At 26.2% G+C, this 14,015-nt stretch carries 13 protein-coding genes; 3 read left to right on the top strand and 10 right to left on the bottom strand.

Translation table 11 applies throughout. The features are described 5' to 3' along the window. Positions 1-16 precede the first annotated feature (16 nt). The 4 genes from ACH5BF_RS10410 to ACH5BF_RS10395 all read right to left on the bottom strand — a co-directional run bounded on the left by ACH5BF_RS10410 (position 17) and on the right by ACH5BF_RS10395 (position 4,352). Complete coding sequence (locus tag ACH5BF_RS10410) at positions 17-2,581, bottom strand: methyl-accepting chemotaxis protein (protein ID WP_423274172.1); 2,565 nt, start codon at positions 2,579-2,581, stop codon at positions 17-19. Between the two features lie 194 nt (positions 2,582-2,775). After that, complete coding sequence (locus ACH5BF_RS10405) at positions 2,776-3,201, bottom strand: hypothetical protein (RefSeq protein WP_423274171.1); 426 nt, start codon at positions 3,199-3,201, stop codon at positions 2,776-2,778. Positions 3,202-3,208: 7 nt separating this feature from the next. Continuing rightward, a complete protein-coding gene (locus ACH5BF_RS10400) occupies positions 3,209-4,069 on the bottom strand; it encodes an ADP-ribosylglycohydrolase family protein (RefSeq protein ID WP_423274170.1) in 861 nt (286 codons plus the stop codon). Positions 4,070-4,085: 16 nt separating this feature from the next. Further along, positions 4,086-4,352 (bottom strand): DnaJ domain-containing protein, encoded by a 267-nt coding sequence (locus tag ACH5BF_RS10395; protein ID WP_423274169.1) that lies wholly within the window; start codon positions 4,350-4,352, stop codon positions 4,086-4,088. A 95-nt stretch (positions 4,353-4,447) separates the two neighbouring features. On the opposite strand from ACH5BF_RS10395, the gene ACH5BF_RS10390 reads away from it, so the two are divergent. Both ACH5BF_RS10390 and ACH5BF_RS10385 read left to right on the top strand, forming a co-directional pair. Then, positions 4,448-5,071: a DsbA family protein gene (locus ACH5BF_RS10390; protein ID WP_423274168.1), complete on the top strand. Its 624-nt coding sequence runs from the start codon at positions 4,448-4,450 to the stop codon at positions 5,069-5,071. A gap of 92 nt (positions 5,072-5,163) precedes the next feature. After that, positions 5,164-7,086: a sensor histidine kinase gene (locus ACH5BF_RS10385; RefSeq protein WP_423274167.1), complete on the top strand. Its 1,923-nt coding sequence runs from the start codon at positions 5,164-5,166 to the stop codon at positions 7,084-7,086. A gap of 69 nt (positions 7,087-7,155) precedes the next feature. Here the strand turns inward: ACH5BF_RS10385 and ACH5BF_RS10380 are convergent, their stop codons facing one another. The 6 genes from ACH5BF_RS10380 to ACH5BF_RS10355 all read right to left on the bottom strand — a co-directional run bounded on the left by ACH5BF_RS10380 (position 7,156) and on the right by ACH5BF_RS10355 (position 13,244). After that, positions 7,156-8,235: a tyrosine-type recombinase/integrase gene (locus tag ACH5BF_RS10380; RefSeq protein ID WP_423274166.1), complete on the bottom strand. Its 1,080-nt coding sequence runs from the start codon at positions 8,233-8,235 to the stop codon at positions 7,156-7,158. Positions 8,236-8,299: 64 nt separating this feature from the next. After that, positions 8,300-8,605, bottom strand: coding sequence for a hypothetical protein (locus ACH5BF_RS10375; RefSeq protein ID WP_423274165.1), 306 nt, complete (start codon positions 8,603-8,605; stop codon positions 8,300-8,302). Between the two features lie 78 nt (positions 8,606-8,683). Then, positions 8,684-10,033: a hypothetical protein gene (locus ACH5BF_RS10370; RefSeq protein ID WP_423274164.1), complete on the bottom strand. Its 1,350-nt coding sequence runs from the start codon at positions 10,031-10,033 to the stop codon at positions 8,684-8,686. A gap of 116 nt (positions 10,034-10,149) precedes the next feature. Continuing rightward, complete coding sequence (locus tag ACH5BF_RS10365) at positions 10,150-10,407, bottom strand: hypothetical protein (protein ID WP_423274163.1); 258 nt, start codon at positions 10,405-10,407, stop codon at positions 10,150-10,152. Between the two features lie 88 nt (positions 10,408-10,495). Beyond that, a complete protein-coding gene (locus tag ACH5BF_RS10360; RefSeq protein WP_423274162.1) occupies positions 10,496-11,575 on the bottom strand; it encodes a hypothetical protein in 1,080 nt (359 codons plus the stop codon). A gap of 40 nt (positions 11,576-11,615) precedes the next feature. Then, positions 11,616-13,244 (bottom strand): RNA-directed DNA polymerase, encoded by a 1,629-nt coding sequence (locus ACH5BF_RS10355; protein ID WP_423274161.1) that lies wholly within the window; start codon positions 13,242-13,244, stop codon positions 11,616-11,618. A 335-nt stretch (positions 13,245-13,579) separates the two neighbouring features. On the opposite strand from ACH5BF_RS10355, the gene ACH5BF_RS10350 reads away from it, so the two are divergent. Next, positions 13,580-14,011, top strand: coding sequence for a FecR family protein (locus tag ACH5BF_RS10350; RefSeq protein WP_423274160.1), 432 nt, complete (start codon positions 13,580-13,582; stop codon positions 14,009-14,011). The last annotated feature ends 4 nt before the right edge of the window (positions 14,012-14,015 follow it).

Genomic DNA, 14,015 nt, shown 5'->3' with positions numbered 1-14,015 from the left:
GAGAGAAAAGCTTCTTTTAGAAGCTTTCCCACTCATCATCACTACTTGTATCAGTAAATGACTGGCTTGTACTTGCAGCTGGTGCTGGCGTACTTTTTTGTGTTTGAGTTCTAGTCTCTTTTGGTTTAGAAGATGAAGTTTTAGTATTAGTTTGAACTCTAAGCTCTGCTAAAATCTCTTCAGAACTTTTATTACTTAACTTAACTGCTTCACTTTTAATACTCTCTTTTCCAATAAACTCTTTTTCATTTGCCTGTTGAACAATTAATTTTGCTATCTCATCAGTTTGCATAGCAATACTATGAGTAGTATTAGAAATCACAACATTTTGTTGAGTTTGTTGGTCAAGTTGAGTTACTGCGTCATTAATTTGTTCAATTCCAGCTCTTTGCTCTCTTGAAGCTTCTGAAATAGTTGCAATTAATTCTGTTGTTTTTAAGATACTTTTATTTAAAGATTCATAACCTTTAATCATCTTATCAGCACCATCTTTACCAGCATTTGCTTTTTCAGTTGCTTTTTCAACAATATCTTTAATCTCTTTTGCAGCTTCTGCAGATCTTGCTGCAAGATTTCTAACTTCTTGTGCTACAACTGCGAAACCTTTTCCTGCTTCACCTGCTGTTGCTGCTTCTACTGCTGCATTTAATGAAAGAATATTTGTTTGGAATGCAATTTGATCAATTACAGTAATTGCCTCTGCAATATCTTGTGTTTGCTCATTAATTTCATCCATAGATTTTACAGTTCCAGTTGCTAAATCTTGTCCAATCTGGATTGATTTAGATAACTCTTCTGAGTTTGCCGCCATTGTTGTAATACTATCAGTATTATTGATAATTGTACTTGTAATCTCTTCAAGAGCTGCTGCCGTTTCTTCTAATGCTGCTGCTGTTGTTGTAGAGTTTTTATTTAATTTATCAACATTTTCAAGTAATACATCAGAACTTGCATCTAATGTTAAACCATTTTGTTTATTCTCTGCTAACATATCATTAATAATCTTAGATAGTTCATTGATAGCAACTTCAACTTTTCCTCTAGCATCTTTGATATTATCTCTAAAGTCTAGTTGTCCATAATTAGATAATACATCTAGAATCACATTTGTATCTCTACCAATATTATTCTCTAAATTATCTAACATCTCATTAATTTGAGTTTGTAATATTTGTAAAGCTTCAGTTTGAGTTGTTTTTTCAACTCTACTATCTAAATATCCATCTTTAATATTACTTACAACTCTTGTTACATCTTTAATTAATGCGGCGTCTTGTTCTATTAAAGATTTTGTTTTTACAACATTTTGATTAATGATTTTTGCCATTCTTCCAATTTCGTCATTAGCACTATCATCTAAATGATCAACATCATCTTTCTCTTTATTTATATATTTAAAGAAGTTTAATAAACCATCTTGGAAATCTTGTAAAGGTTTAAAGATTGCTTTATTTGATAATACTGCCATTAAGAAAGCTAAAACAATCATAATGATAAAAATAATTATACAGTTTCTGATAATTACATTTAAAATTTGTTCTTGAGTTTCAGCTTCCATTTCAGCAATTTTCACTTCAATATTATCAACATAAGCACCTGTTCCTATAATCCAATCCCAAGGCTCAAACTTTTTAACATATGAGAATTTTAATCTAGGGTCACCAACTTTTCCTGGTCTATCCCATTTATAACTAACTAAACCACCCTCTTTTGATTTATTAGCAACTTTTGACATTTCAACAAAATGTCTTTTTCCTGAGGCATCAGCATTATTAGTTAAGTCTTTTCCATTTAAAGCTGGTTTTAATGGATGCATTACCATTTTAGGATATGAGTCATTAATCCAGTAATATCCATCTGTTCCATATCTCATATCAGCAATAGCTTTAAGAGCATCTTCTTGTAATCTTGAAGTTACATCATCAACATATTCACCAGTTCCAACTACCCAACCAAAAGGCTCAAATAGTTTAACAAAAGATACTTTATCTTGAGGAGCTTCATATCCAGGTTTTGGCCATACATAATCTACGAATCCTTCACCTTTTTGTTTTGCAACTTTTGCAAATTCGAAGAATATTCTTTTTCCACCTTTATCTTTATATTGAGATAAGTCTTTTCCATCAAGTTGTGGTTTAATTGGATGCATTACAATATTTGCATCTAAGTCATTCATCCAGAAATATCCACTTTTTCCATATCTAGTAGATTTTACTGCTGTTTTAACTAACTCTTTTAACTCATCATCAGAAACTTTACCTTTATACTTTTCATAAGTTCCTTCCATTACAGATAACATAAAACCTGTTTGTTCTTTTAAGTAATTTTGAACTTCAGCTTTTACTTTATCTTTAGCAGTTCTTGCATGATAAGATTCAACTGTCTTCATAGCTAAAGATATATAGTTTTCTAACTCTTTCTCTTTAGATTTGTACGCATCAGCTTTAAACTTTTCAATCACAGCCTCAGAAGTCTCTTGTAAAGAGATAATTGACTGAACAATCATAGCAACAGAAACTACTACAATTGATGTGATTACAATTATTAAAAGCTTTGCTTTAATCGATATAGATTTAAACATTACCGCCCCTTTTTTTCTTTTCATAAAAATTGTTAAATAACAACCCTTATTTATTAATAACTCTTATAAACCCCATAAAGAATTATTAGCTTAAGTAAATAATATTCTGTTTTTAATTAAAATAACTTTAATATGAAAAAGGCAAGATTAAACATTTATTAATTACTTTTTATCCTACGATAAGTTACATTTTTCTAGTTTTTCTCATCTTCATGGCTCTTACCAAATAGATATTTTTGTGATGTTTTAACAGAAAAATATCTTACTATAAGTAAGAATGCAATTACACCTGACAATATAAGTAAATTATAGTTTACCGAACTATTAAATATAGCTTCTATCGTACTTAACTCTTCTTTATTTACTTTTACAACATTTACAATAAACTCTCTTAAAGCTAAAATTATAAACGCATCAACAAGTAAACTTAAAGCAACCCTTTGTTCCCGTATATAGTTTATTACAGCACGAACAATCTCTAAAAAAATTATAAAGTAAAGCATATAGATAATAAAATCCATCAACATATCTAAAGCCAAAGCAATAATAAATAAAACTGAGGCTATTGCTAACTCAATATATAATTTGTCAGAGAAAAAATTTAAAATTGTTTTTTTCATAAGTCTCCTAATCTATTACTACTTTTATGGCTAACCAATCTTGAGGTATTTGATTGATTGAATTATTTGCCATAAATATTATTGAAGCAATCATAGCTCTAGCACTAGAATCACCACCAGCTTTTGCATTTTCTATTAACATCTCTTTTAAGTTATCATATTTTAAAAGAAGATGTAATGTTCCTGCAAAACCTTGGTCAATATCACATGCTGGACCAAAACCTCTAATAGTTTTTACTGTCTCTTCATTTTTTGAAGCAATTGCATTTTTTATATGTTCTTGAATTGTTATGTTAAAATCATCTTTTATCATAAGTATTGATTCTTCAATACCTTTTTTATCTAAAACTTTTAGCAATAATCTTGCAAAAAACTTGGCTGTACTTAAAGCTTTTGCAGAGTTATGTGTAAGCTTTACAAACTTTTCCACATTTTCTAAAAACTCTTCTTTTGTTTTTGATACTTTTAATAATGGAGCAATTCTTCCAACTATTGATAAATCAGTAGAGCTTGAACCACTTGGAGATACATTATTTTGTATATTTTCTAAAGTATTTCTCGATGCACCATCAATATAACCATTATAGCTATTCATTTTTGCAAGCCAAAAGTTTAAAAACTCATCTGCATTAAACTCTTCTTTGTCTTTTAGAAACTCATATAACCAATATGTTTGATCTCCATAGTGAGTAAACTCACCAACTTGTTTGTCTTTATGCCAGATAGAAAGAGGTTTATTTAGTTGTGAATAATCTATTGAACTATCAGCTAACTGCTTTTCATCATAAACCCAATGTGTACCTAAACAATATGCATCTGTAACAAGAGAAGTTAAAACTAACTCTTTTACTTTTTTTTGATCAAACATTTTTTCTCCTTATTATTTATCTATTCCAATTTTTATAATTTGTAAAAGCAGGGAACTGTTCTTTAAACTCTTCTTTATCAAATAAGAAACAGTAAGAATCCATATATGCACAAAGTAAGTCATAAGAGTCTTTTATTTCTTGAAACTTTTCGTGACTTCCCTCTGGCATATCAGGATGATATCTTTTTGATAACTTTAAGTATTTTTGCTTTAAATCTTTTCTTGAAGTTCTAGTTAAAACACCTAAAGTATCCACTGCTTTTTCAAACTCTTCATAATCCATTTTAATCCCTAATTTTATAATCAATTATATTCTACAATATTTTTTTTAAATGAATATAGTATACTACAACTATAATATAAATTTTAGGAGAATATATGAAATCAACACTTTATCATATTCATGACCCCATGTGTTCATGGTGTTACGCTTTTAAACCAACTCTTGATAAGCTAAGAAAAGAACTTCCTTCAAATGTAGAACTAGTTCATGTAGTAGGTGGATTAGCAAGACACTCAAGTGAAGAAATGCCAAAAGAACAACAACAAACTATTCAAAATATTTGGCATCAAATTACAAATGAAGTGGGAACTACATTTAATCATGATTTTTGGAGTAAATGTACACCAAGAAGGTCAACATATTTAGCATGTCAAGCTACAATGTTAGCTAGATATGAGAATAAAGAAGATGAGATGATAGAAGCAATTCAACAAGCTTATTATCAAGAAGCAAAAAATCCAAGTGATGCTTCAACTTTAATAGAGTTAGCAAAAAAAATCGGTCTAGATGAAAAGAAATTTGAAGAAGATTTAAAAAGTGAAAAAATAGAAGAAGATTTACAAAATGAGCTTAATTTAAGAAGGTCACTAAAAGTAAGAGTATTCCCCTCACTTGTATTAAAATACAAAAAAGAGCTTTATCCAATAAATATAAAATATAATGACCATCAAGCTATGTTAAAGCAAATTGTGGATTTAACACAAAATATCTATTTTTAAAAAAGGATTAAACTCCTTTTTTAAACCTCATTTTTTATTATCTTTAATAACTTATATTATATAATGACATTGAATGTTATAAAAGGTAAAAAATGATAAAAACAAATAATGATAAGCTTATAATTTTTTTTATAAAGTATGCACCTATTATATTTGTTATTATCTTTTCAATAATCGCTACGAAAATTATTTTAAATGAAAAAGAAGCTGCCTATAAAAAAGAAATACTAGAACTTGAAAAAAACTACTATGAAAGAAACAAAACTAGAGTATATGAAGAAGTTCAAAGAGTCTATGATTATATTGAAAGTGAAAAAAACAATACTGAAAATGAACTAAAAAGTTTTATCAAAGAGAAAGTATATTTAGCCCATGATATAGCTTCAAAAATCTATGAGAACAATAAACACACAAAATCAAAAGAAGAGATTCTATCAATAATAAAAACAACCCTTGGAAGTATTATTTTTAATGAAGGAAGAGGTTATTTTTTTATAAATGATAAATATGGAAACAATCTTTTACAACCTTTAAATAAAAATATTGAAGGTAAAAACTATTCTAATTTTAAAGATAAAGAAGGTAACTATCCTGTTAGAAAAATGATTGAAACTATTAAAAACAAGAGTGAAAATTTCGATTCTTATTTTTGGTATAAAAACAATGATACAAAAAAAGCTTATAAGAAAATATCTTTCTATAAATATTTTGAACCTTACGATATTATAATTGGAACAGGAGAATATATAGTTGACTTCGAAAGCAAACTAAAAACAAAGATTTTAAACTATATACAAAAAATCAGATACGCAAATAATGCGTACATCTTTGTAATTGACTTTGATGGTAAATATCTAGCACATTATAAAACTAATCTAATAGGAAAAAATAGAATTAATTTTAAAAACAATGCGGGTAAATATTTAGTACAAGATATAATTAATTTTGCAAAAAATCATGATGGTAAATATATGACTTATGTTGCAACAATAAATACAGATAAAAGTGCATTAAGTAACAAAAAAATATCTTACATAAGAAAATTTGAACCTTATAGATGGGCAATAGGTACTGGATTTTATACTGAAAATCTAAATAAAAAAATTGAAGAAAAAAAGCTTTTACTAGAGAAAAAAAAGAAAGATAATATTGAAACTATTTCAAAAATAAGCATACTTACAACGCTACTTCTTTTAATCATTTCATTTTTCATTTCAAGGGTTTTAGAAAACAGATTACAGCTATATAAAGAAGAGATTGAAAGAAAAATTCTAGAAAACAAAGAAAAAGATGATTTAATGTCTCAACAATCAAAAATGGCAACAATGGGAGAGATGATAGCAAATATTGCCCACCAATGGAAACAACCACTAAATCAAATTTCAACAATATCTTCTGGTATAAAAATGCAAAATGAGTTAAATTATTTAAATCTACAAGATATCAATGCTCAAATGGATAAGATTACAAAGTCAACAAGATATTTATCTGAAACAATAGATGATTTTAAAAACTTCTTTTCACCACACAAACAAATCACAACTTTTGATGTAAGAGAAACAATAAATAGAACACTAAAACTTTTAGAAAGCTCTATTAAAACTCATAATATTAAAGTTATAAAAGAAGATAAAAGTATTCTAATTGAAAATAATGAAAATGAATTACTTCAAGTTTTAGTAAATATTATTAAAAATGCTTCAGAAGCACTTGAAGATAAAAAAGAACTACTTGATAAAAAGTTAATATTTATTAAAACTTCAGTAGAAGATCAAACATTAAAAATCAAGATTTGTGATAATGCAAAAGGTATAGATGAAAATATAATAAAAAATATCTTTAATCCATACTTTACAACAAAAGGTAATGAGGGGACTGGTATAGGTCTTTATATGTCAAAAAACATTATAGTTCAAAGCTTAAAAGGAAAACTTTTAGTAAAAAATAACTCTTTTGAATATGAAGGAGAAGAACAAATTGGAGCACAATTCGTAATAGAATTGCCATTGTCATAAAAGCCTTTATTTTAAGGGCTTATAAGTTAACTATTTTTTTTATTGTTCCAAATTTGTACTAGTAATGTTCTAATCTAAAAGAAAAGAACCTCTCTTCTTTTTCTCACTCTTTACATATTTAGCATAAACTTGTAAAGTAATATTTGCATTCTTATGACCTAACATTGATGAAACCCAGAGAATATCTTCTCCATTAGAAATCATCATTGATGCAAAAGTATGTCTCATTTGATATAAAGTTCTATGTTCTATGTTTAAATTTTTAAGAACCTTCTCCCAATAAGTAATTGATATTTTTGTAGCTGAATAATAAGGTTTTTTAAACCTAGTTAAAAACACATAATCATCATTAAAACCTTTATATAATTTTATGTGATTATTTAAGTATGGAAGAAGAATATCTAATATCTCAACTTCTCTAAAACTAGATAATGTTTTCGGAACAGTTTCTATTCCTTTATTTCTAGTCTTATTAACTTTTATAACTCTATTCTCTAAATCAATATCACTATATCTTAAAGCTGTAATCTCTCCAGTTCTAAGTCCTCCAAAGAAACCTATTGCAAAAAAGGCTTTTATTTTATCAGGAGTTACATCTAATATTTTAAATATCTGCTCTTTTGACAAAGGATTAATCTTTTTAATAGTTTCTATTTTTGGAAATTTCACAAGAGATAAAGGGTTTTTTGGAATTATTTCATCTCTTAATGCATCTTCAAATATACCATTAAATATAGCTCTTATACTTTGAATATATTTACTTGAAAAATCTTCTTGTAATTTACTTTGCCATAAAGATAAGTCAGAAGCTTTTATAGAATTAATTTTTTTATTTCCAAAATAAGGAATTATATGCTTTTTAAAAATACCTTCATAAGCCTTTGTAGTTAAAACTTTACGATTCTTTTTATTAATTTGTATGCTAATATCAATCATTTCTTTAACAGTTGGAACAGTTTTGTTTTCAAAGAACTCTCCACTATGTACCTTTAAAAGCATTTGTGGAATTATTTGTGCTTGGGCTAATTTTCTATTAGCTTTACTATCTTCTATATTTAGTGATTTCTTAATCACTTTACCATCTAAACTAAACCTTACCCAAAGTTTTTTCCCTCTAGTGTAAAGTTTAGGTTGTGTCATTTTAATCATGTGTTTATCCTTTTGAAAAACACCTTGATTTTAATACTTCTAAACGACTTAATTTTACTATAACTCATATTAAATCTTTAATAACATTATTAGCTATTTCTTTTGCATTCATTTTTGTTAATGTATGCATAACCCAGTTATCTAATTCTAGCTTATCAAATAAAACTCTACCAGCCTTTTTATAGTAGTGTTTACCTTCAATTAGATAATTATCTTTTAGTTTGTGGATATGCTCTTTTGAATATCCAAGATAATAAGATGCTTCTTTTGTATTTAGCCATCTTTTCTCACTATTAATTTTTTGTTCTAATGTATTTAATTTCTCTAATACTTCGTTTATTTTTTCTAAATTCTCAAATGGTATATTCATTGTTTTAATTCTCCTTTGATTATCTGTTTAAGGGAGGGAATAAATCCCTCAATGCTGTATATACTTTTTAAAAAAGTATCAAAAACCTTGTGCCTCATTTGGTGTAATATCTAATACTAAATTTCTCTTTGTAGCTTCTTTTAAAGCAACATAGTAAATATGCTTATCTCTTGAAGATAAATGTTTCTTCTCTTTTGTTTTGTCTAGATAAATAAGTAAGTCATAATCTTGTAATTTAGATACTGTTTCAGTTCTAAGAGGTTTAATTAAATTTCCATCTTCTAATAATCTAAGGTTTTCAGTTGAGCCATCTTGATTTACAATCTCTACTTCTGTATATCTTTTCTTTAATTCTTTGTTTGTAGTTGTTTTATTTAATGACTCTTTTGCATCTTTAAATAACTCATCTAAAAAATTTGAATTAATGTTTAGATTGTTTATAAATGCTTTTCTAATTAAAGCTATATACTCTAACTTGAACTTATAATCATCATATATTGAAATAGCTCTTTTAACTCTACTTAGTGGTAATTGTATTTGTAAAAAATCTTCTAAGTAATATTCACTCTTTATTTCTTCCCAAATAGCTAAAGTATTAGCTCTGTGTTTATTGTTATGTTCAATTGCTTTATTTGATAAAGAGTTAATATCTATTAGTCTTATATCATCCATAGAAGCTTTAAATAGATTTACTGCATTAGAGAATAAATCTTCAATAGTAAAGATATTAAACGTTTTTAAATATGCTCTATGTAATTCAAACTCAACATTAAAAATCTCATCTTCTATATCAAAACCATTATTCAAAAAATATTCATACATCAAATCTTTTTTCTTAGACTTTTTTAATTCTTCTTTTTTGTTATATAGTCTTAGTTTAAAAGGCTCTTTTCCTACATATAGAGTTTGCACTTTAGAAGCATTGCCAATTTCACTAATTGTTGAGTATTGTCTTTTTCTTGTACTAAACATCTCTTTTGTAACAAAGCTAAAATCATATTGAACAAAACAGTTTAAATCTGCTCTTGTAATTGGATTAAATCCAGTTGTATAATCTTTTAGAAGTTCAACATTAATAAACTCAACTAGTGATTTAATACCTATTGTATAAATTCCTACACCTTGAAGTTGCACTCTAATATCATTTAATCCTCTGTTTTTATATTTATCTTTAAAACCTATTTTAAAGAACTCATTTATATCTTTGAACCAATGAAAGCCTTCTGCTTTACCTAAAAAGTTTAAAGGTGTATCGTTTATATTTATAATTATGTCATTGTTCTCAAACTCAATATCTTTTTTTTCAAACTTACCTTTTATTTCTTCTACTTGGTCTAATATTTCAAGATATAAATCATCATAGTTTTCATTTGATTCACAGAAGTAATAAAGTGAATCAATACCAAATATTTTTTTTACTTTACTCATTTATTCCTCTTTATGACGTATAGAACGGGGTATTACTATAAACCCCGAACATAAATTTATTTTGTTGTCACGAATAAGAAAAAACACAGAAGGCTCTCTGTGTTCTTTTCTTATTCTTAGACACCATAAAATGAATATTTTTCTGAGATTATTCCTACTGGAATTTCAACTTCTTTATTAACCTTATCTTTGTATAAAGGTATTTTTCCATCAGGAATAGAGATAGTATGAAGTTCTTTTACAATTGAGCCATTAGCTCTTTTATTTTCTACTAGAACTTGAACTTTTGCTTTTGTATCTATTTCTAAACCTTCTTTATTTTTATACTTACTCTTGTCGATTATATTAAGTAGTATTCCATTGATTTTTAACATTTTTTATCCTTTAAATTAATATTGGATAACGCGTTATCTTTTGTTGCCGACAAGAAAATATTAATGGTTAATTTGGTATTTGTCTAGATTATTTGAGTGTTAATTTGGTAACAAGTGCCACAAATATGGTATTTAAAGTTTTAAATGGTAGTTTAATGTAATCAGTAAAAGTTTTTTTATAGTTTTCATCTAAAATCTTAATAAGTTTATTAGGATTTTGTACATATGTAATAGAAGTAGCTTTTATAATCTCACTAAACCTTTCTTCATTTTCATAAAAGTAGTCTATGTACTGTCTATGTTCTTTTTTTACTAATTTGTTAATTAGAAGTGTATTATTTATTTTAGATTTTTTCCTTTCACTATTAATCATCCTATAAAGTTTTTTAATATCTTTTTCTGAGTAGTATGATTCTTTTTTTGTAGAAGTATTCCATTGAAAAATAGGTGTACTGTTATAAATCCCTGCACAATAGATTTCTCTTTCAAAGAAATTCGCTCTTAAACTTGATGGAGCATCTTCTGAGAAATGAGTATTTATAATACTACGAATAAATTTTAGTCTTTCTTCTTCTGAGACTTCAGGAACAGATATCTTTAAATATTGGTATACAGCTATTGCACATGAATTAACAATTTTTTGTGGAGTTAAATATGTAAATTCAAAAAAGTTGAGTGCTTTATTATATGCATTTATAATTATCTCTGAATATCCACTAAAAAGTAATATCTGTTTTTGTAATTTTTCTATTTGAGGTTGATACATATAAAAGTATGTAAGTAATAAATATGCAAACTTATAATCTCCTTTTAATATTCTTTTTAAAATAAGGTTTTCATAGAAAGCTGTTAATTTAGTTTCATTAGAAATTGAGGTACTTTTTAGTAGTTCTTTATTTTTTTCAAACCTATCTTTTCTTTTTTTATTTCCTTTTCCTAATGATTCTAAAGTATTAATTCTAGAATTCTTTTCTTCTTTTTTTGATTTAGTATAGGCTAGGTGATAATCATTTATCAAATGAAACAATACTAAGTTATGTTTGGGATAAAAATTACCGTTAAATTTTAAGTTTATATCATTTGGAATAGTTGTTTTAATTTGATTTATAATATCTTGTTTTTGTTTAGGAGAAAAAGTTTTTAACTTACTTTCAAATAGACTATTCATATAATTAGTAAAATAGTGATTTGTGGTTAAATCTTAAAACTTATGATGAAATTGTTCCAAAAAGTTTAACTTCATCTTCTGCAATTTCTAAATCTAAGCTTGATTTAATTTCTTCATTTACGATTGACTTTTTATCAAAGATATTTTTAATATCATCCGTAACCCAATCATTATTCCACAATGAAATTTCCTGATTATCTATTAGTTTACATATTTTTTCATTAAACTCAATGTTTGATGAAGTTTGATTTACCAACATTCTTTGTAACCAAATTTCTAAATAATTTGTGTTTGGGATATTAGAAAACTTTTTAATTATTTTAGATACAGTAGTTTTTAAAACTTCTTCACTATCAATTCTCTTCAATAATGTACTAATTATGGCAATTGAAACGGGGTATGTCTTGGAATTAAGAAACGCAATATCTGTAATAATACTAATAAGTACTGTTAAGTTTTCATATTTTGTTGTATCTTTATTTTTTCTAATTTCACTTAACAACTTTTGCAGTTCTTTAACAATTGTCCCTGAATTTGGATGTTTTAATGAATATGAATGTAAGTGTAACAATTTCTTTTGTATTGATGTTTGATATTGAGTTTGCTCTAACCAATGAATTTTATCTTCTTTTATCGAACCTTGAATTATATTTGAATGAGAAAGTGTTTTATTTGCATGCAGTTTCAATCCTAGGTCAATAAGGACCTCTGTAAGGTTTTTTACAATTATATCAGCTACTTGAGGATTATTTGTAAATATTCTATAATCATCTCTGTATCTTAATATATGATAATCATTTTGTGGTATATCAACTATTTTTTCTGATAACTCAGAATCTGCATATCCTAAAACAATCTCCGCAATAAAATCCATAAGAATACTTCCCTGAGGAATTCCATTTGTTTGACCATGTCTCATTCTTCTAATTATTGTATCAATTAAATTCCCAATTAATGAGTTTCTATTATTTTCTTTAGCAACTTCTTTTGTATGAAGTGCCCATGGAATTGAATGAGTATAAATTGAACCATAACAATCTGTAATATCAGTATGACAAACATATGTATAGTCTAAACTAAATTCTAATGATTTTTGTTCTACTTTTTCCCACCAAGTTATTACTTGTTCTGCTTTATCTGATTTAGAGCCTGAAGATTGCACTGGCATCCCCATACACTCAATTGAACTATTTTTTGTATGAAATTCAAAAAGTTTTTCTTTTATTTCCTTCCAGTTTTCTTCTTTTGTTATTTCTTTTGCTAAAACTACATATAAGATTGGATTAATAAGTTCATATGGTCTCCAGTCATATTTACTATTCTTGTTATAAAGTAGAGTGTAGTTCACGTTCTCAAAGTTTTTAGGGTCATACTTTTTATTATTCTTATTATTTTGTTCTTCTTCAGGGAAGAGTTTTTGAATTGCATTAAAATCACGAGCACCAATAGTTCTATCTATTTCTTTTAACAACTCTTCAAATGTAATATATGTAGGTAAGTCAACATTTATATAACTTTCATCTTTCAAAAAAAACTCTTTTGCTTGTGTATGATTTAGACTTAATATATTTTTTGATTCAATAGAGGTATTAATCTCTTTACTTTGAGTAATATTATTTTCTGATTTTTTAAAAAGATTGATAATAAAGTTTATAATTAATTTTAACATGTTTTAGTTATACCTATGTATTTTAAGATTGAAATATTTTAGTTAAATATTTATTAATAATGAATTAAGTAATTCTTATTAGATATAAATTGAAATTATAATCTGAAAATTGTTCCAGAATTGTACTAAATAAGAAAATGTTTTACGAGTTTAATTTAAATATTAATTTTTAGAAGTCTTAAAACAAGGTGTTTTATAGTTTTTTAATTTATTTCAGTAAAATTTGTAATTGAACTGCCAATAAGTAAAAAAAGTTAGAATGATAATTTCTTTATGTCAAAAATATTCTTATATTAAAGGATTATTTTTATAAAATTGGACATAAAGGAAACACAATGAAAAAGCTATTATTAATACTTCTATTTACTACTACAATCTTTGCAAATAATTACATCGCTAAAGTTACTAATATAAAAAACAATATTGAAATTCATAGTAGTTCAAATACTATAACTATTGCTAAAAATGGCGATACTTTAAAAGTTGGAGACAAAATAAAAAGTGATAAAGACAGTAAAGTTGATATTACTTTTGAAGATGGAACACTAGTTACCCTAGGAGAGAAAAGTCTTTTGTTCGTAGATGATTATATATATAAACCTCAAGAAAAAAAATATAAATTTGAAGTATTTTTAGATAAAGGTGTTGCTGTTTATGAATCTGGTAAAATAAGTGAAGCATCACCACAAAGTATAGAATTTAAAGTACCTACAGGAACTATAGGTGTTAGAGGAACAAAATTCTTAGTTGAAGTTACAGAAGAATAAAATA

It is taken from the genome of Arcobacter pernae (assembly GCF_049472135.1).
Taxonomy (GTDB): domain Bacteria; phylum Campylobacterota; class Campylobacteria; order Campylobacterales; family Arcobacteraceae; genus Arcobacter_B.
The sequence above is the reverse complement of the archived record's forward strand: the minus strand, read 5'-3'. Positions and strand labels throughout refer to the sequence as shown.